The organism is Rhabdaerophilum sp. (assembly GCF_046092605.1).
Lineage (GTDB): Bacteria > Pseudomonadota > Alphaproteobacteria > Rhizobiales > Beijerinckiaceae > Rhabdaerophilum.
This window is the reverse complement of the sequence record NZ_JBJTDY010000160.1, coordinates 1-17,127: the sequence shown is the minus strand read 5'-3', so window position 1 is coordinate 17,127 and position 17,127 is coordinate 1. Positions and strand designations below refer to the sequence as shown.

19 protein-coding genes, 1 tRNA gene and 1 pseudogene are annotated in these 17,127 nt (G+C 64.5%); 7 read left to right on the top strand and 14 right to left on the bottom strand.

Translation table 11 applies throughout. The features are described from left to right. The 7 genes from ACKODO_RS12530 to ACKODO_RS12500 form a co-directional block, all read right to left on the bottom strand. Positions 1-324, bottom strand: a 324-nt coding sequence (locus ACKODO_RS12530) for a hypothetical protein (RefSeq protein WP_408983770.1), incomplete at its 3' end; no start/stop codon positions are given. A gap of 223 nt (positions 325-547) precedes the next feature. Further along, the gene (locus ACKODO_RS12525; protein WP_408983769.1) at positions 548-1,249 is read right to left on the bottom strand and encodes an ABC transporter ATP-binding protein; all 702 of its coding nucleotides are present in this window, start codon (positions 1,247-1,249) and stop codon (positions 548-550) included. Beyond that, a complete protein-coding gene (locus tag ACKODO_RS12520) occupies positions 1,249-1,995 on the bottom strand; it encodes an ABC transporter ATP-binding protein (protein ID WP_408983768.1) in 747 nt (248 codons plus the stop codon). Before ACKODO_RS12520 ends, ACKODO_RS12525 begins: the two co-directional genes overlap by 1 nt. After that, positions 1,992-2,981, bottom strand: a complete 990-nt coding sequence (locus ACKODO_RS12515) for a branched-chain amino acid ABC transporter permease (protein ID WP_408983767.1) — start codon at positions 2,979-2,981, stop codon at positions 1,992-1,994. Before ACKODO_RS12515 ends, ACKODO_RS12520 begins: the two co-directional genes overlap by 4 nt. Next, positions 2,974-3,885, bottom strand: coding sequence for a branched-chain amino acid ABC transporter permease (locus ACKODO_RS12510; RefSeq protein WP_408983766.1), 912 nt, complete (start codon positions 3,883-3,885; stop codon positions 2,974-2,976). The genes ACKODO_RS12515 and ACKODO_RS12510 overlap by 8 nt, the downstream gene beginning before the upstream one ends. 70 nt (positions 3,886-3,955) lie before the next feature. Beyond that, positions 3,956-5,122 (bottom strand): ABC transporter substrate-binding protein, encoded by a 1,167-nt coding sequence (locus tag ACKODO_RS12505; protein WP_408983765.1) that lies wholly within the window; start codon positions 5,120-5,122, stop codon positions 3,956-3,958. Between the two features lie 336 nt (positions 5,123-5,458). Next, positions 5,459-5,534, bottom strand: a tRNA-Ile gene (locus ACKODO_RS12500). 150 nt (positions 5,535-5,684) lie between these two features. Between ACKODO_RS12500 and ACKODO_RS12495 the strand changes: the two genes are divergently transcribed. The 3 genes from ACKODO_RS12495 to ACKODO_RS12485 are packed head-to-tail and all read left to right on the top strand — an operon-like array spanning position 5,685 to position 7,334. After that, the gene (locus ACKODO_RS12495; protein ID WP_408983764.1) at positions 5,685-6,185 is read left to right on the top strand and encodes a septal ring lytic transglycosylase RlpA family protein; all 501 of its coding nucleotides are present in this window, start codon (positions 5,685-5,687) and stop codon (positions 6,183-6,185) included. A gap of 16 nt (positions 6,186-6,201) precedes the next feature. Beyond that, the gene (locus tag ACKODO_RS12490) at positions 6,202-6,714 is read left to right on the top strand and encodes a tyrosine-protein phosphatase (RefSeq protein ID WP_408983763.1); all 513 of its coding nucleotides are present in this window, start codon (positions 6,202-6,204) and stop codon (positions 6,712-6,714) included. Then, positions 6,711-7,334 (top strand): TIGR02466 family protein, encoded by a 624-nt coding sequence (locus tag ACKODO_RS12485; RefSeq protein ID WP_408983762.1) that lies wholly within the window; start codon positions 6,711-6,713, stop codon positions 7,332-7,334. Before ACKODO_RS12490 ends, ACKODO_RS12485 begins: the two co-directional genes overlap by 4 nt. Here the strand turns inward: ACKODO_RS12485 and ACKODO_RS12480 are convergent, their stop codons facing one another. Genes ACKODO_RS12480 through ACKODO_RS12470 form a run of 3 tightly spaced genes read right to left on the bottom strand, consistent with a single transcriptional unit; the run spans position 7,335 to position 10,037 of the window. Further along, positions 7,335-7,721, bottom strand: a complete 387-nt coding sequence (locus ACKODO_RS12480) for an acyl-CoA thioesterase (protein ID WP_408983761.1) — start codon at positions 7,719-7,721, stop codon at positions 7,335-7,337. Between the two features lie 21 nt (positions 7,722-7,742). Further along, on the bottom strand, positions 7,743-8,765 hold the full coding sequence (locus tag ACKODO_RS12475) for a methionine synthase (RefSeq protein WP_408983760.1): 1,023 nt from the start codon (positions 8,763-8,765) through the stop codon (positions 7,743-7,745). Positions 8,766-8,816: 51 nt separating this feature from the next. After that, positions 8,817-10,037: an MFS transporter gene (locus ACKODO_RS12470; RefSeq protein ID WP_408983759.1), complete on the bottom strand. Its 1,221-nt coding sequence runs from the start codon at positions 10,035-10,037 to the stop codon at positions 8,817-8,819. A 115-nt stretch (positions 10,038-10,152) separates the two neighbouring features. Between ACKODO_RS12470 and ACKODO_RS12465 the strand changes: the two genes are divergently transcribed. From ACKODO_RS12465 to ACKODO_RS12455, 3 genes are all read left to right on the top strand, one after another. Then, positions 10,153-10,836, top strand: a complete 684-nt coding sequence (locus ACKODO_RS12465) for a DUF6498-containing protein (RefSeq protein WP_408983758.1) — start codon at positions 10,153-10,155, stop codon at positions 10,834-10,836. A 13-nt stretch (positions 10,837-10,849) separates the two neighbouring features. Beyond that, positions 10,850-11,488 (top strand): TetR/AcrR family transcriptional regulator, encoded by a 639-nt coding sequence (locus ACKODO_RS12460; RefSeq protein WP_408983771.1) that lies wholly within the window; start codon positions 10,850-10,852, stop codon positions 11,486-11,488. Between the two features lie 150 nt (positions 11,489-11,638). Continuing rightward, complete coding sequence (locus ACKODO_RS12455) at positions 11,639-12,112, top strand: DUF2852 domain-containing protein (RefSeq protein WP_408983757.1); 474 nt, start codon at positions 11,639-11,641, stop codon at positions 12,110-12,112. A 17-nt stretch (positions 12,113-12,129) separates the two neighbouring features. Here ACKODO_RS12455 and ACKODO_RS12450 read toward each other — a convergent pair whose 3' ends face one another. The 4 genes from ACKODO_RS12450 to ACKODO_RS12435 form a co-directional block, all read right to left on the bottom strand. After that, positions 12,130-12,693, bottom strand: coding sequence for a DUF1003 domain-containing protein (locus ACKODO_RS12450; RefSeq protein ID WP_408983756.1), 564 nt, complete (start codon positions 12,691-12,693; stop codon positions 12,130-12,132). 15 nt (positions 12,694-12,708) lie between these two features. Then, positions 12,709-13,320, bottom strand: coding sequence for a LysE family translocator (locus tag ACKODO_RS12445; RefSeq protein WP_408983755.1), 612 nt, complete (start codon positions 13,318-13,320; stop codon positions 12,709-12,711). Between the two features lie 48 nt (positions 13,321-13,368). Then, entirely contained in the window at positions 13,369-15,378 is a 2,010-nt protein-coding gene (gene rpoD, locus ACKODO_RS12440; protein WP_408983754.1) for an RNA polymerase sigma factor RpoD, read from the bottom strand. 308 nt (positions 15,379-15,686) lie between these two features. After that, positions 15,687-16,895 (bottom strand): toprim domain-containing protein, encoded by a 1,209-nt coding sequence (locus ACKODO_RS12435; RefSeq protein ID WP_408983753.1) that lies wholly within the window; start codon positions 16,893-16,895, stop codon positions 15,687-15,689. Between ACKODO_RS12435 and ACKODO_RS12430 the strand changes: the two are divergent. Continuing rightward, positions 16,887-17,127, top strand: a pseudogene (locus ACKODO_RS12430) (DNA primase); the annotation flags it as partial. The gene ACKODO_RS12435 and the pseudogene ACKODO_RS12430 overlap by 9 nt on opposite strands.

The window sequence follows — 17,127 nt, the reverse complement described above, 5'->3', positions numbered from 1 at the left end:
CTTCTCGACGATGCCGGAAACCTTCGAGGCGATCGTCACGCTCTCATAGGCGCGGGTCGTGCCGACGGCTTCGCTCATCTCGATGATCGGGCCGGTTGTCAGTGTCACCACTTCGACCACAGGCGCGCCCTGCCCGCCGCGACCGCCAGCCGGGCCGGCCGCCGGTCCACCGCCCGGACCGCCGGCGGAAGGATTGCCACCGGCCGCCTGCTGCGCGGGGGGAGCGCTGACCAACTGACCAAGCAGACCGGTCCGGAACATGAATCCAAGGGCGATGCCGCCGCCGATGACGACAATGGTGGCGATTTGCGTGGCAACGCGCATGAAGAACCTCGAGCCCCCTTCAGAGCAAGACCAATGAACGCGAAAACACCCGCGCCATGGCATCCCCCTCTGCCATGGCTGCGCTCAACACCGAAATTGCAATGTAAAGGCAATCTTAAGACTTGGACAGCGCGAAAGCGGCGCGAGGATCACAATCCGTTGATTGAAGGTTAATTCCCGTTAATAAACCAACGCATTACCCGCATTGGTCACGCTTTCTCCGTCACAGGCCGATGGCTGCGTGCACCCGCGCCTCCTCGCGCGCCAGAGCCTCGGCATCGCCGCGCCAGAGCGTGCGCCCCTTCTCGATCACGACGTGACGATCGGCGAGCCTTTTCAGGGTCGCAAGGTTCTTGTCGATCACGAGAATGGAGAGCCCCTCGCGCTTGAGCCCTGCGAGGCAGGTCCAGATCTCGTCGCGGATGACGGGGGCCAGCCCTTCGGTCGCCTCGTCGAGGATCAGCAGGCGCGGATTGGTCATCAGCGCGCGGCCGATCGCGAGCATCTGCTGCTCGCCGCCCGAGAGCGTGCGGGCGAACTGGTTCTCGCGCTCCTTCAGGCGCGGAAACAGCGCATGGATCCGTTCAAGCGACCATTCGGGCTTGAGGCCGAGGCGATTGGCCGAGGTGGCGACCAGGTTCTCGCGCACGGTGAGCGTGGGAAACACCATCCGCCCCTCCGGCACGAGGCCGATGCCACGCCGCGCGATCTTCTCCGGCGGCAGGCCGGCGATCGCCTCGCCGCGGAAGCGGATGCTGCCTCCGCGCGGAGTGATCAGGCCCATCAGCGCGCGGATGGTCGTGGTCTTGCCCATGCCGTTGCGGCCCAGAAGCGTACCGAATTCACCCTCCCCGATCGCGAGGTCCACCCCGAACAAAACGGGGTTGGGGCCATAGCCTGCCTCGAGGCCCGCGATCTCCAGCATCACGCCGCCCCCTCGCCGAGATAGGCGCGGCGGACCTCCGGGTTCGCGCGGATTTCCTCCGCGTTGCCCGAGGCGATGACGCGACCATAGACCAGCACGGAAATGCGGTCGGCCAACGCGAAGACCGCATCCATGTCGTGCTCCACGAGGAGGATGGTCTTCTGGCCCCGGAGCTTCGCGAGCCGCTCCACCATCCGATGACTCTCCGAAGGGCCGAGACCCGCCATCGGCTCGTCGAGCAGCAGCACCGGCGCGCCAGAGGCAAGCGCGAGCGCGAGTTCGAGATCTTTCCGCTCGCCATGGCTGAGGGCGGAGACGCGCATGTTCGCGCGGGGTGCCAGGCCCGCTTCCGCCAGGCGCTGGCTCACTTCCGCGGCGATTTTCCGATCCGCCGAGGCCCTGCCCCAGAATCGGAAGGAATGGCCGTCGCGGGTCTGGATCGCCAGCGCGAGGTTCTCGGCGAGCGTGAATTCGGGCAGCAATTCCACGATCTGGAAGCTGCGCGAGAGGCCGAGCCTCACCCGCTCACGTGGTTTGAGGTGGGTTACCTCGCGACCGTCGAGAAACACATGCCCCTCGTCCGGGCGGATCTCACCCATGATCTGGCCGATCAGCGTGGTCTTGCCCGCGCCGTTGGGTCCGATCAGCGCGTGGATTTCGCCGGGTTCGAGCGCGAGATCGACATGGTCGGTCGCGAGCACGCCGCCGAAGCGCTTCACGAGGCCGCGGATTTCGAGCGTGCTCATGAACCCCTCCCGAACGCCTTCGCAAGGAGTGCGCGCGCATCACTCCGGAACAGCACGATGGCGAGCAGGATCGGCCCCAGCACGATCTGCCAATGCTCGGTCCAGCCCGCGAGCAGCGTTTCCAGCAGCACCAGCGCGCCCGCACCGAAAAGAGGCCCGAACAAGGTGCCCACGCCGCCGAGGATGACCATGATCATCAGCTCGCCGGACTTGGTCCAGTGCAGCATGTCGGGGCTCACGAAGCGCAGGTAATTCGCCATCAGCGCGCCCGCGAGCCCCGCGCCCATGCCCGAAATCGTGAAGGCCGCGAGCTTGTAGGCGTAAGGCGAGAGGCCGAAGATCTGCATGCGCCGCTCGTTCTGGCGGATGCCCTCGAGCACGCGGCCGAAGCGCGAGCCGACGATGCGCGCTTTCAGGAAGAACACCACGAGGGTCAACCCGAGGCAGAGGAAATAGAAGGTCGTGTCATCCCGCATGTTGAGGTCGAACAATGTGTTGCGCCGCCGGATGATGAGGCCATCGTCGCCGCCATAAATCTTGAGCGCCGCAAAGAAGAAGAACAGCATCTGGGCGAAAGCCAGCGTGATCATGATGAATTGCACGCCGGAGGTGCGCAGCGAGAGCGCGCCGATGAGGGCCGCCATCACACCCGTCACGAGGATCGCCGCAGGCATGGTCACCAGCAGCGCGTTCGACCCGGTGATGACGCCGAAAAGCGGATCACCGGAAATGAAATGGTGGTAGAGGATGCCCGTGACATAGGCGCCGAGCCCGAAGAAAGCGGCATGGCCGAAGCTCACCATCCCGCCATAGCCGAGCGCGAGATTGAGGCTCGCGGCGGCAATCGCATAGATCAGGATGCGCGTCGCGAGGCCGATGCTCGCCGGGCTTCCGAAGGCTTTCGCGAGGAAGGGCAGCGCAATCAGCAGCGCAAGTGCTGCCGCGAACATCGCCCAGTGGAGAGGGGAAATCCGGCGCTCAGGCATTTGCGGGGAACAATCCCTTGGGCCGGATCAGCAATACGAGCGCCATCAGCAGGTAGACCCCCATCGAGGCCAGCCCCGCGCCGAGGGCATCCGCTTCCGGGCCGGACATCAGCTGCCGGAACAGGCCGGGCAGGAAGGCGCGCATCGACGTATCGACCATGCCCACCAGCAGCGCGCCGAAGAAGGCACCCCGCACGGAGCCGAGCCCGCCGATCACCACCACGACGAAGGTGAGGATGAGGATCTGCTCGCCCATGCCAACCTGCACGGCGAGAAGCGGCCCGGCCATCACGCCCGCAAGGCCTGCCAGCAGCGCGCCGAGGCCAAAGATCACCGTGTAGAGCATGCGGATATCGACACCCAGCGCGCGCACCATGTCGCGATGCGTGGCGCCCGCGCGCACCAGCATGCCGATGCGCGTGCGGGTGATGAACAGGGCAAGCGCCACCGCCACGACAAGGCCAACCACGATGATCGCGAGGCGATAGACCGGATAGTTGAAAAGCCCCAGCGAGACCGAGCCATTGAGCAAAGGCGGGATATCCACGAACAGGGGTCGGCGCCCGAACAGGATCACCACCGACTGGTTGATGGTGAGGATCAGCGCGAAGGTCGCGAGAACCTGGTCGAGATGGTCGCGGGCATAGAGTTTGCGCAGTACCAGCAATTCGATCAGCATGCCGGCGATGCCCGCCGCCGCGAGGCCGCCGAGGAAGGCCAGCGCGAAGGAGCCGGTCTTCGCGGCAACAATCGCGCCGGCATAGGCCCCGATCATGTAGAGCGAGCCATGGGCGAGGTTGATGACCCCCATGATGCCGAATACGAGCGTCAGCCCCGCCGCGAGCAGGAACAGGGTGACGCCCAGTTGCAGGCCGTTCAGCAGCTGTTCGAGGATGAGGGCCAAGCCGGGATCTCCCGCGTGGTCACAGAAAAGGCGGGGCGCATGTCCCCGCCTCGTTGCCGGATTTCAGGACTCAGAGCTTGCAATCCTTGGCGTAGAAATCGCCCTGGCTGGTCATCACCTTGCCTTTGGAGACGAGCCTCAGCACGCCATCCGCGCCCTTCTCGACGCCCAGCGCGTACCAATCCTGCACCGGGTGCTGGTTGGGGCCGAACTTGAAGCCGCCCCGCGTGGCCTTGAAATCGGCCTTGAGCATCGCCTGCCGGAAAGCTTCGGTGTTATCGACCTTGCCGCCGGTCTGGCGAAGCGCCGAGGCGATGGCGAGCGCCGTGTCATAGCCCTGCGCGGCGTAGTTGGTGGGGATGCGGTTATAGGCCTTCTGGAAAGCCTCGACGAAGGCCTTGTTGGCCGGATTGTCGAGATCGGCATTCCAGTGGCTGGTGACATGCACGCCCATCGCCGCCTCACCCACGGCCTTGAGGATCACGCTGTCGAGCGAGGGCGAGGCGAGCACCATCGGCAGCTTTCCGAGCAGGCCCGCCTGCTGATACTGGCGCAGGAAGGCGATGCCGAGGCCGCCCGGATGAAACTGGAAAACCACATCGGGGTTCGCGGCGCGGATCTGGGCCATTTCGGCGGCGTAATCGGTCTGGTCGAGGCGGGTATAGACCTCACCGGCGATCTCGCCCTTGAAGAAACGCTTGAAACCTGCCAGCGCATCCTTGCCCGCCGGATAGTTCGGGGCGAGGATGAAAGCCTTCTTGAAGCCGAGATTGGTGGCATATTGGCCCGCGCTCTCGTGCAGGGTGTCGTTCTGCCAGGAGACCACGAAGTAGTCCTTGTGGCACTCCTTGCCCGCGAAGTTCGACGGGCCGGCATTGGGGCTGACATAGATCGCGCCGGCATCGAGGATGTCCGGAACCGCAGCGCCAGCGACATTCGAGAAGACGATGCCCGTGAAGAGCCGGATGCCGTCGTTCTTCAGGAACTTCTCGGCGATCTGCTTGCCCTGGCCGGGCTTGAGCGCGTCATCCTCGACGACGAGTTCCACCGGAACGCCACCGAGCTTGCCGCCCTCCTGCTGGATCGCGAGCGCCATGGCATCGCGGATATCCTGCCCGAGATAGCCGCCCGGGCCGGAAAGCGTGGTAATCATGCCGATCTTCAGCGGCGCTTGCGCGACGGCCGGCAGGGCCGCGAGGCCCGCCATTGCCAGACCCAGAAACAGCTTGCGAGACATGGTTCGCCGAACTCCCTGTTGTTCCCATCGCCTCTCTCCCGGAGGCGGACGAGAGCAGAGTAAGGGATTTGCCGCCTCTGTCGAGGGGGAGGTTTCAAGCTTGAAGTGTTTTGCGCCGTGCGCTGGGCAGAATGCATCCCCGCCGGGCAGGCTGATGCAAAAAACAGTTGACCGCGCCAGCTTTCCAGGCGCTGTCGGCGACAAGCCGGAACGAGGGCCGCAAAGGTGCTCCACCGGCCCACCCATGCGGAGCCGCCGAGGGCAGCGAAGTTGGGCGCGAGCGATCTTTCACCTGGCCGATCGCCTCCGGATCATGCTCACCCGGCGATCGCCAGATGGTGGGGGTGGCAGGATTCGAACCTGCGATAAGACTGTTATGAGCAGCCGGCCTTGACCGCTTGGCGACACCCCCGATGCCATCGTTCTTTGCGCAGTTGCGGCCCGCGTTTCAAGCCCTTCTGCCGGGCGCGAGTCGCCTCGCCGCATTTTTGCTGCATTGCAGCATATAACGGCTCGGATGAAAAAGCTCCTCAGATCCTTCCCGCATGGCGGGATTCGCGCCGTGCATCGCACGGGTTCCTTCTCTTCATCGGCTCTTCGCCTCACCGGCCCCGCCACGGCTTTCCTCCTCCTTTCCGGCTCGGCCGTGCTGGCCGAGAGTGGCCATGCCAGCTTCTATGGCCGAGAACTTGCGGGGCGCCGCACCGCTTCCGGTGAAGTCTTCCGGCCCGATGGCATGACGGCCGCGCATCGGAGCCTCCCCTTCGGCTTGCGGGTGAAAGTCACCAATCATTCCAATGGCAAGGCCGTGGTCCTGCGAATCACCGATCGCGGGCCTTTCGTGCGTGGGCGCATCATCGATGTTTCGCATGGTGCCGCACGCGCGCTCGGCTTCGTGGGCCAGGGCAAAACCCGCGTGACCATCGAGCGACTGGGCGGCGATGCCAATCCGGCAGGTCCGGTTCCGGCCGCTGCACCGATGACCGCGACCGCCGAACCCGAATCACCCAATGCCTTGCCTCAGGCCGAACTCGTGCGTAATCCGGAAGGCAACGGCAACTAACCGCGCCCTCCCCTTCATGAACCACGAAGAACCGGAACCTTTCGCGATCGCAGAGATCGAACTCGCCGGCGGTGGCCGGCTGGGCATTGCCCGCCTGCCGGGCCGCACCGGCCAGCTCGCGGCGGATGTGGAGGCCATCGCGCGCTGGGGGGCGAACCTCGTCGTTTCCATGACCGAGGCCGCAGAGATGGCCCGGCACGGGGCGGATGAACTCCCGCAGGAGCTAGCGCAGCACGGCATCCCGCATCACGCCTTCGCGGTGCCGGATTTCAGCGCGCCCGCCGATGACGACGCGCGCTGGAAGCCCCTCTCCGAAACCCTGCAGCGGACCTTGAGCCAAGGCGGTGCCGTTCTCCTCCATTGCATGGGCGGCAAGGGCCGCTCCGGCATGGTGGCGATGCGGGTGCTGACCGAGCAGGGCACCCCGCCGGAGACGGCACTGGAAATCGTGCGCAAGGCGCGCCCCGGCGCCGTGGAAACCGATGCGCAGGCGGCCTGGGCGGCCTGCGGCTCCAGGGACCGGGCATGAGCGACGCGCCTTCCGAAATCCTCACCCTTTTCCCCACGCGCATCTACCGCGCGCAGATCGCGGATGCAGAATTGCTGGCGGAAATCGTCGCGGCGGCGGAAGTGCTGAGCGTGGATGACGCGGCGGGCCAGAAATGGTGCCGCGAAAACGGTTATCCCGGCTACACCTCCTATGCCTCGCTGGATGACCTGCCCTGGCGCTTCGCCGCCTTCAAGGCGCTGGCGAAGCTCATCGACGGGCATGTGAAGGCCTTCGCCAAGACGCTGGAATTCGATCTCGGCGGAGGCAGGCTCGCCATGGATTCCTATTGGGTGAACGTGCTGCCCGAGGGCGGCTTTCACGCCGCCCATATCCACCCGAACTCGGTGATATCCGGCACGTTCTACGCGGCGATCCCCAAGGGCGCGAGCGCCATCCGCTTCGAGGACCCGCGCCACGCGATGATGATGGCGCATCCCCCGCGCAAGAAGAAGGCCGCGCGCGAAAACCAGAGCTTCGTTTCGCTGCAGCCCGAGGCGGGCACCCTGCTGCTCTGGGAAAGTTTCCTGCGCCACGACGTGCCGATGAACCGCTCGGAGGATGAGCGCATCTCGGTGAGCTTCAACTACAACCGGGCGTGATCAGGCCGGCGGGACGGGCCTCGGCTTGCCGGCATCGTCGATGGCAACGAAGGTGAAATCGGCATCGGTGACCAGTTCCATCCGCTGGGTCATGAAGCGCTGCGCCCAGGCTTCCACGTGGATCTGGAAGGACGTGCGGCCGACGCGCCCGATTTCCGTATAAACGCAAAGCACGTCGCCCACCTTCATGGGGCGGATGAAGGTCATGGAATCGACCTTCACCGTCACCACGCGGCCCTTGGTGCGCTCGACACCCGCAATGCCGCCGGCCTGGTCCATCCGGGCCATCACCCAGCCGCCGAAAATATCGCCATTGGCATTGGTATCCGCCGGCATGGCGATGGTTCGGAGCGTAAGTTGCCCGCGCGGCGTCTGGGTGTCGGTCATGCGGCAACCCCTGGGGAAGCGTCAGCGTCTCAGTTCATCGCAAACGATTTTCGCGCCCTGCGCAAGGCTCGCGAGCTTTCCGTAAGCGACATTGCGTGACATCGGGGCCATGCCGCAATTCGTGCAGGGGAAAAGCTTCTCGGGTGCCACAAACTTCATGGCCTCGCGGATGGTGGCGGCCACCTGCTCTGGCGTTTCGATGTCATTCGAGGCGACATCGATGCAGCCGACGAGAACATCCTTGCCGTCGAGCAGCTTGATCAAGTCCATCGGGACCCGGGAGTTCCGGCACTCCAGGCTCACCTGCCGGATGGAGGAGCGCGCGATGACCGGGAAGGTCTCCTCGTAATGGCGCCAGGAGCCGCCGAGTGTCGCCTTCCAGTCGATATTGGCCTTGATGCCGTAGCCGTAGCAGATATGCACGGCGGTGGTGCAGGTGAGGCCCTTGGCGGCGCGCTCGAGCGCTGCCATGCCCCATTCCGCCACCTGCGGCATGTAGACGTTCCAGGCCGGTTCATCGAACTGCACGACATCCACGCCCAAAGCCTGCAATTCGAGCGCCTCCTCGTTCAGAGCCTCGGCGAAGGCGAAAGCGAGATCCTCGCGGCGGCCGTAATGCGCATCGGCAATGGTATCGACGATGGTCATCGGGCCCGGCAGCGTGAATTTCAACTGGCGGGTGGTGTTGGCGCGGGCGGCCTCGGCCTCCATGCGGTGCACGGAACCCTTGCGGCGGATGGGGCCGGTGACCGTGGGCACATCCGCCTCGTAGCGGTTGTTGCGGATGCCCATGCGGGTCTTCTTTTCCCAGTCGATGCCCTCGAGATTGGCCAGGAACCCATGCACGAAATGCTGTCGCGCCTGCTCGCCATCACCCACGATGTCGAGGCCCGCCTCCTCCTGCAGCTTCACCGCGAGGATGGTGGCGTCGCGCTTGCCCTCGGCGAGATCATCGCCCGCGAGCTTCCACCCGGCCCAGAGCTTCTCCTCCTCCGCGAGCCATCGCGGCTTCGGCAAGGATCCGGCAAGCGTGGTCTTGAGCATGGGCGCCTCCTGTTCGGTTTTTCATGCAGGTGGGCCGGATGTGGGCGCGGGTCAAGCGGGCTGAGGCATCGCCTTCTGGCGCTTCAGGAAGAGCCAGGCGACCACGAGCAGGTTCAGCCCGTTCCAGATCACGCCATTGAGGAAGGCGAGGCGATAGGAATTCGTTGCGTCAAAGATCAGCCCGGAAACATAGCCACCGAAGGCCATGCCGATAATGGTCGAGGCCATCACGAGGCCGATGCGGCTGCCCGCTTCGCGCGCGGGAAGGAATTCCCGGCAGATCACCGCATACATCGGCACGATGCCGCCCTGGAACAGCCCGAAAATGCCGGAAATGATATAAAGCGAGGCGAGCCCATTGAAGAAAAGATAGAGCACGAGCGCCACGCCCTGCATGATCGAACCGATCAGCAGCGTCGCCGCGCCGCCAATGCGATCCGCGAGAAAACCCGAGCCGATGCGCGAGGCGATGCCGAGGAAGAGCATCAGCGAGAGCATCTCCGCGCCACGCGCGACGCCGTAGCCAAGATCGCCGCAATAAGCCACGATATGCACCTGCGGCATGCTCATCGCCACGCAGCAGGAGAAAGCCGCAACAACGAGCAGCATCTGCAAGGCGCGCGGGGAAAGGCCGAGATCGGCCTGCGCGGCGGCGGCGGCCTCGGTCGCGGCATCAAGCGCGGTCTTCTCCGGCCGCCGGCGCATCAGGAAGGCCAGCGGCAGGATGGTGACAACGCAGATCGCGGCGATGGCGAGATAGGTGCCGCGCCAGCCCTGGCTCGGCATGAGCTGGTTCATGAAGAGCGGCCAGATGCTGCCGGCGAGGTAATTCCCGCTCGCGATGATCACCACCGCCACGCCCCGGCGCTTCACGAACCAGTGCGAGATATCCGCCATCATCGGCGCGAAGCCCGCGCCTGAGCCCATGCCCACGAGGAAATGCAGCAGCGAGACCATCAGCAGGCTGGGTGCCAGCGCGGCGAGCCCGAAGCCCAGGCCCAGCGAGACGCCCGCAATGATGATCGGCACCACGATGCCCGTGCGATCTGACATCTGCCCCAGCACGATGGTGCCGAAGGCGAAGCCGAGCATCATCACCGTGTAAGGCAGCGAGGCCGCACCCCGCGCCACCCCGAACTCACTCTGGATGTCGGGCAAGACCACGACCACCGCCCACATGCCCACGCCGGCAATGGTGGAGATGCCAAGCGCGAGCACGAGTCTCAGCCACGCATAGGAACTGTCGGGTCGCGAGGCAGAGTTGGCAATCATGGCGTTCAAGGTGGCTGGAACGGCTGCGGCGGTCAAATACGAAAAGCGAATGGGTTCATGATCCGCGCCAATGAATGGGAAAGGCGGAATAGACTAGCATGCATGGATGCTTCTCTTGCCCGGCCCCTCTTACGTCCGCGTCTCGCTCGCCATGCTTGTGGCGGCGAACCTGCTACCACTTTTCGGCGTGCTGTTCTCCGACTGGAGCGTGTTCATCGTGATGAGCCTGTTCTGGCTCGAGAACGTGATCATCGGTGCCTGGAACGTGCCACGCATGGCGACGCAATTGCTGCGCGGGCAATGGGGCGCGCTGTTCCTGATCCCCTTCTTCATCGTGCATTACGGGCTGTTCTGCGCCGTGCAAGGCCTCTTCGTGATGGGCATTTTCGGGCATGACCAGCCGATCCCCGGCGGGAAGATCGAGGCCTCGCCGCTCGCGGCCTTCACGCTGATGGGTCGGCTGATCGAGGCCGATCCGGCGCTTTGGTGGGCAGCCGCGGGGATGATCGCGAGCCATGGCGTATCGTTCCTGGTGAATTTCCTCGGGAGCGGCGAATGGAAGCGGGTGGATGCCGGCAGCCTGATGTTTGCGCCCTATCGGCGCGTGGTGGTGCTGCACTTCACCATCCTCGCCGGCGCAGGCGCGATCGCCCTGCTCGGCGCGCCGGTCTGGGGTCTCGTGGTTCTGGTCATCATCAAGACCGTGGTGGATGCCGCTGCCCATCTCGCCGAGCGCAAGCGGCTGGCGGGGGGGGGGTCAGCCGACCAGCCCCGTTGCGCCCTGAGGCCAGATGCCTGATAAGCTCGCGGGCATGAACTGGGATTCCGATCCTTCCAGGAAGCGCGGCTATCACCACGGCAATCTGCGCGAGGCGCTGATCGAGGCCGCCCTGCGCCTCATCGGCGAGAAGGGCCCGGCAGGTTTCACCGTAGCTGAGGCCGCGCGCGCCGCGGGCGTTTCCCCGGCAGCACCCTACCGGCATTTCCGCGACCGCGACGAGATGATGGCGGATATCGCCCGGCGCGGCTTCGAAAGCTTCGCCGCCCGCCTGCGCAGCGCGTGGGATGGCGGCAAGCCGAACCCGGGCGAGGCCTTCCAGCGCGTGGGCCGCGCCTATCTCGCCTTCGCGCGGGAGGAGCCCGCAACCTATTCCGCGATGTTCGAGAGCGGCCTCTCCTTCGCGAACCACCCCGCTTTGCACGCCGCCTCGGAACAGGCCTTCGCCGTTCTGCGCGAGGCCTGCGAGGCAGTGATCGCCTCGATGCCCGGCACGAAAAAACCGCCGGCCCTGATGGTGGCGCTGCATATCTGGGCGCAGAGCCACGGCATCGCGAGCCTCTTCGCGCGCGGCGATGCGGCACGCCGCCCCGTGCCGATGAGCCCGGAAGACCTGCTGGAGGCTTCGGTCCTCATCTATTTCGACGGCCTGAAGCTGGCCGCAAAGAGCTGAATTCAGGCGTCTTTCCGCCACCTTTCCAAGATTTCATCCTCCCGGTCTTGACTTGGCAGAATTACCTGCCACATATGTAAATGTGATTTACATTCACATCTGATGGAACATGAACCCGGGCGCTGATGGCCCATTGATGGAGAGCGACGAATGACTGCGATGGTCGAAAGGCTGGATGGCTATGGACGCGGCGGCTGGATTGCCGCGATGGTCCTGGGCTTCGTGCTGTTCTGGCCCGTGGGGCTCGCGATCCTTTTCTACATGATCTGGAGCGGACGCATGGGCTGCAATTACAATTCCACCTGGGGTGGCAATTCGGAGGCGCGCTGGCAGCGCAAGATGGACAAGATGCAGATGAAGATGGAACGCTGGAACGAGATGCGCCATAGCTTGTGGGGTGGAAATGGCGGCGGGCAGAGCTTCGCGCCGACCGGAAACCGCGCCTTCGACGAATATCGCACCGAGACCATTCGCCGGCTGGAAGATGAGGCGCGCGAGTTCAAGGACTTCCTCGAGCGGCTGCGCCTCGCCAAGGACAAGGCCGAGTTCGACCAGTTCATGGCTGACCGCCGCAACGCGCCTCCGGAACGGACTGAAGAAGATCGTTCTCCCAAGCAGGGCTGAGCAGTCGTTCTTCCCTCTCAGGCGCCCGGAAGCCTCCTTCCGGGCGTTTCCTCTTGCAGCGGTGGCTGCGACATTTCCAACTTCGTCTCGATGCGTCGGATGGCATCGCCCAGTTCCTCGATACGCGCGCGATCGAGTTTCTCGTGCAGGGCCATGATTTCCAGTTCCGCCTTGAGATTCACCTCGTAATCGTGGAGCGCCTGCAGCCGATCACGCGAGGCCTGCCGGTTCTGGCTCATCATGATGATCGGGGCCTGGATGGCCGCGAGGGTGGAGAGCACGAGGTTCAGGAGGATGAAGGGATAGGGATCGAAGGCTTGCGAGGCGGCCACTACATTCGCGCCCATCCAGATCGCCATCAGCGCGCCGAAGCCGAAGATGAAGGGCCAGGAGCCACCCCAATAGGCGACCTGATCGGCCAGGCGCTGGCCGATGGTCAGGCGCTCGTAATCCGCGCTCCAGTTTTGCGTCGCGGAGAGGCGCTGGGCAATGCGTTCCAGCGCCCCTCTTTCACGCGGGGGCAGATCCTCCGCGCCCTCAGAGATGAGCTTCTCGGCCAGGCGGCGGATGGTCTCGGACATGGTCGTCTTGCTCCCTCAGCGCTCCTGCACCGCAAGGCGCGCGCCGAGCGCCGCGAAGGCCGCCGCGAAGCCGCGTCGCAGCCAGGCCATCACGGCGGGACGCGTGATGACATGATCGCGCATCGCCGCCGCAAACAGCCCGTAAAGCGCGAATATGACGAAGGTCATACCCATGAACACGCCCGAAAGCGCGAGCATCTCCAGAATCGGATGCATCGCATCTTTCGACATGAATTGCGGCAGGAAGGCCACGAAGAAGATCGAGAGCTTGGGATTGAGCAGGTTCAGCGCGATGCCATCGATGATCACCCGGCGGGCCGAGCGTTCGGTGTCTTCGCCGCTGATTCGCATCGCGCCTTTCTCGCGCAGGATCTGCCAGGCCATCCAGAGCAGATAGGCAACACCCGCATATTTCACGAGATCGAACAGCAGCGCCGAGGCATGCAGCAGGGCCGCGAGGCCCATCATCGCGGCGGCGAGATGCGGGATGATGCCGAGCGTGCAGGCAAAAGCCGCGAGCACGCTGGCCTGTCCGCCTCGACCGAGGCCCGTGGCAATGGTGTAAACCGCACCCGTGCCCGGCGACGCCACGACGATGAAGGTGGTGATCCAGAACTCGATCGTCATGGGAACTCCTGATGGCATCGACGAGCCATCAGGTTTTCACGACTGAGTTCAATTGTCGAGGAAGCTCCTGAGCTTCCGTGAGCGGCTCGGATGCTTCAGCTTGCGGAGCGCCTTCGCCTCGATCTGGCGGATGCGCTCGCGGGTCACCGAGAATTGCTGCCCCACTTCCTCGAGCGTGTGATCGGTATTCATGCCGATGCCGAAGCGCATGCGCAGCACGCGCTCCTCGCGCGGGGTGAGCGAGGCGAGAACACGTGTGGTGGTTTCGCGCAGATTGCTCTGGATCGCCGCGTCGATCGGCAGGATCGCGTTCTTGTCCTCGATGAAATCGCCGAGATGGGAATCCTCCTCGTCGCCGATCGGGGTTTCGAGGGAGATCGGTTCCTTGGCGATCTTCAGCACCTTGCGCACCTTTTCGAGCGGCATGGCGAGCTTCTCGGCCAGTTCTTCCGGTGTCGGCTCGCGGCCGATCTCGTGGAGCATCTGGCGCGAGGTGCGCACGATCTTGTTGATCGTCTCGATCATGTGCACGGGGATGCGAATCGTGCGGGCCTGATCGGCGATGGAGCGCGTGATTGCCTGCCGGATCCACCAGGTGGCATAGGTCGAAAACTTGTAGCCGCGGCGATACTCGAACTTGTCGACCGCCTTCATCAGGCCAATGTTGCCCTCCTGGATGAGATCCAGGAATTGCAGGCCGCGATTCGTGTATTTCTTGGCGATGGAAATGACGAGGCGCAGGTTCGCCTCCACCATCTCCTTCTTGGCCTGCCGTGCCTCGCGCTCGCCCTTCTGCACCATCTGGACGATGCGGCGGAATTCGCCGATTTCGAGGCCGGTTTCGCTCGCAAGCGCCTGGATCTCGCCGCGCATGTCCTTGATGCGCTCGAGTTCCTTGCCGACAAAATCCTTCCAGCCGCGCGTGGTGAACTTGGAGACGCGCAAAAGCCATTTCGGATCGAGTTCCGAGCCCTGATAGCTCCTGAGGAACTCCATGCGATCAATTCCGTAGCTGTCGCCAAGGCGGACGAGGCGCGCTTCCAGCCCGATCAGCCGCTTGTTGATGTCGTAGAGCTGCTCCACCAGCGCATCGATGCGGTTCTGGTTGAGCGACAGCGACTTCACATCGGTGATGATCTCATCCTTGAGCGATTTGTACTTGCGCTCTTGGGCGGGGGTGAGCTTGGTCGATTGAAGCTTGTTCTCGATGTCCTGATCCTGCAGGCGGCGCAGCTTCTTGTAGTTCGAGGCCACGCGGCCAAAAGTTTCGAGCACCTTGGGCTTCAGTTCCGCTTCCATCGCGGAGAGCGAGACACCGCCTTCGAATTCATCATCGAAGCTCTCGGGCTCAGGCTCCGGGGCAGGGACCTCGTCGCCGTCCTCGTTCAGTGCGCGCGCTATGGGCGGCTCGACGAAATCATCGGCCGGTGCATCGACCTTCGGCGCGCCCTTGCCATCCGGGCCAGCATAGGTGGCTTCGAGATCGATGATCTCGCGCAGCAGGGTTTTGCCCTGCTCGAGTTCCTCATGCCAGATGATGATGGCCTGGAAGGTGAGCGGGCTTTCGCACAAGCCCGCGATCATCGCCTCGCGGCCGGCCTCGATGCGCTTCGCGATGGCGATCTCGCCCTCGCGGGAGAGAAGCTCCACCGCGCCCATCTCGCGCAGATACATACGCACGGGGTCATCCGTGCGGTCGAGCGGCTCGGAAGATCGCTCGGATTTCACCACGGCCGTGGCGCGAGGCGCCTGTTCCTCGGCCTCCTCGGCCTCGTCCTCGCCACCGGCCTCGGCCGCCTCTTCCTCCGTGCCCTCTTCGGTTTCGACGACGTTCACGCCCATCTCGTTGAACCACGCATAGAAGTCTTCGATCTGGTCGGAATTCACCTCTTCCTGCGGCAGGACGGCGTTGATCTCGTCGAGAGTGACGAAGCCACGCTTTTTCGCGAGCTTGATGAGGCGCTTGACGGCCTGATCGGAGACATCGATCAGCGGGCTGTCGGGCGTTTCTGCCGTGCCGTTGCCCTGCTCGTCTTTCTTGACCGGTTTGGTCGCCATGCGATGTTCATCCTACCATCTCTCACCGTCAATCGCCTCGGACCAGAAGGCGAGAGCCCCCAGGCGATTATGCCGAAGCAGTTTAACGACCTCTTATCCAAGGTGCGAAAAAGCGGATTCGAGCCTCGTCCGAATTCCCCATTCTCGCCCCGGCGAGAAAACGCTTCGCACGCCTCGCGTGCCGGGCGTTCCCCCCGCTCCCGGATCAAACTCGGCAAAACGGCGTTTTCCGAACTTGATCCTGGTTCTTTCCATCCGCCTCTTCTCATGCAAAGCCGCACAGACTTCGCCTGAAGATGCGATTGCCATCAATCCCCGAGCCCTTTTTCCGGATCCAGTTGCGCCGCGCGCCGCCGGACAAGCGCCTTGAGACGCTCGAATCGCTCCTCACCCCCGTCTTCGGCGACTTCACGGGCAACAGCCTCGATCTCGCTATGTAGAAAGGATTGGCGCTCATGCAAGTGGGAAGCCTCTCTCCAGGCGGTCAGTACGCGAGAAAAAACCGTTCCGGGTTGCGTCCAGCCTTCGGTTTTCGCCGCAAGCTCCAGAGCACGCAACGGTTCCGCGAAACCCCGGGCCATCAGGCAGCCTGCGAAATCGCCGCCCTCCCCGCTTGCCGCAAGATCGAGCAGCGCGCCACGGATGGTGCGCGCCTCCGGGGAGGCCAGCACCAGTTCGGCGATGGCCTCGGCCTCTGTCTCGATCAATTCAGGGTGATGAACCGCCGCCAGCACCAGAGCCGCCTCGCGCGGCTGCAGCGCCGAGGTGGGGCGGAACAAGGCATTGCGCCTGAGGCCCTCTGATGCCACCAGCGGCATCTCAGCGCCAAAGCCGCTGCCAAAGCCCAATCCGCCGCGCCGGTTGCCCGGCCCGCGCGCGCCCCGCTGCCCCTCGCGATAGGGCATCCGCTCTCGCTGCGGGCGGAAAAGCGCGCGCAGGCGATCCGACATGGCGTCGCGATAATGGCGCTTCAAATCGTCATCCGCGATGCGCGCGACCGTTCCGAACAGCCGCTTCTCGAGATCGGCGCGCTGCTCCGGCGTCTCGACGGGGGCGCGGCCGATCTCGCGCTCGAACAGCACATCGACGAGCGGGCGCGGCTTGGCGAGCGCCTCGCGCAGGGCTTCCGCGCCCCGCGAGCGCAGAAGATCGTCGGGGTCGAGCCCCTCCGGCAGGAAAGCGAAGCGCAGGGTTTTCCCCGCCGCGATCATCGGCACGGCGCAATCGAGCGCGCGATGCGCCGCGCGCAAGCCCGCCTTATCGCCATCAAAACAGAGGATCGGCTCCGGCGCGATGCGCCAGATCAGGCCCAGCTGATCCTCCGTCAGCGCGGTGCCAAGTGGGGCCACGACATTCGCAAGGCCCGCGCGATCGAGTGCGATGCAATCGACATAACCTTCAACCACGAAGATCGTGCCGGCATCATGCGCAGCTTTCCGCGCCCGGTTGAGGTTGTAGAGCGTCGCCCCCTTGTGGAAGACCGGCGTCTCCGGCGAGTTCAGGTACTTGGCCTGCACGTCTCGGGCGAGGATATCGCCGTCCCCTATGACAGGTTTCGCGATCGGGTGATCTTCCCGATCCAGGATGCGAAGGGCCGCGTCTTCGCTTTCGGGGGCCGCGCGCTCGCGAAGGATGTGCAGGCCAAATACCTGAACTCGCCGGAGACGCCGGTCTTCCACAAGGGGACGACGCTCTACAACCTCAACCGGGCACGGAAAGCCGCGCATGATGCCGGCACGATCTTCGTGG

Excerpts from the sequence above, each read along its gene's own strand:
- ACKODO_RS12525 (WP_408983769.1), bottom strand. The coding sequence starts at position 1,249 with ATGCTGGAGATCGCGGGCCTCGAGGCAGGCTATGGCCCCAACCCCGTT.
- ACKODO_RS12520 (WP_408983768.1), bottom strand. The coding sequence starts at position 1,995 with ATGAGCACGCTCGAAATCCGCGGCCTCGTGAAGCGCTTCGGCGGCGTG.
- ACKODO_RS12515 (WP_408983767.1), bottom strand. The coding sequence starts at position 2,981 with ATGCCTGAGCGCCGGATTTCCCCTCTCCACTGGGCGATGTTCGCGGCA.
- ACKODO_RS12505 (WP_408983765.1), bottom strand. The coding sequence starts at position 5,122 with ATGTCTCGCAAGCTGTTTCTGGGTCTGGCAATGGCGGGCCTCGCGGCC.
- ACKODO_RS12490 (WP_408983763.1), top strand. The coding sequence starts at position 6,202 with ATGAACCACGAAGAACCGGAACCTTTCGCGATCGCAGAGATCGAACTC.
- ACKODO_RS12485 (WP_408983762.1), top strand. The coding sequence starts at position 6,711 with ATGAGCGACGCGCCTTCCGAAATCCTCACCCTTTTCCCCACGCGCATC.
- ACKODO_RS12480 (WP_408983761.1), bottom strand. The coding sequence starts at position 7,721 with ATGACCGACACCCAGACGCCGCGCGGGCAACTTACGCTCCGAACCATC.
- ACKODO_RS12475 (WP_408983760.1), bottom strand. The coding sequence starts at position 8,765 with ATGCTCAAGACCACGCTTGCCGGATCCTTGCCGAAGCCGCGATGGCTC.
- ACKODO_RS12470 (WP_408983759.1), bottom strand. The coding sequence starts at position 10,037 with ATGATTGCCAACTCTGCCTCGCGACCCGACAGTTCCTATGCGTGGCTG.
- ACKODO_RS12460 (WP_408983771.1), top strand. The coding sequence starts at position 10,850 with ATGAACTGGGATTCCGATCCTTCCAGGAAGCGCGGCTATCACCACGGC.
- ACKODO_RS12455 (WP_408983757.1), top strand. The coding sequence starts at position 11,639 with ATGACTGCGATGGTCGAAAGGCTGGATGGCTATGGACGCGGCGGCTGG.
- ACKODO_RS12450 (WP_408983756.1), bottom strand. The coding sequence starts at position 12,693 with ATGTCCGAGACCATCCGCCGCCTGGCCGAGAAGCTCATCTCTGAGGGC.
- ACKODO_RS12445 (WP_408983755.1), bottom strand. The coding sequence starts at position 13,320 with ATGACGATCGAGTTCTGGATCACCACCTTCATCGTCGTGGCGTCGCCG.
- rpoD (WP_408983754.1), bottom strand. The coding sequence starts at position 15,378 with ATGGCGACCAAACCGGTCAAGAAAGACGAGCAGGGCAACGGCACGGCA.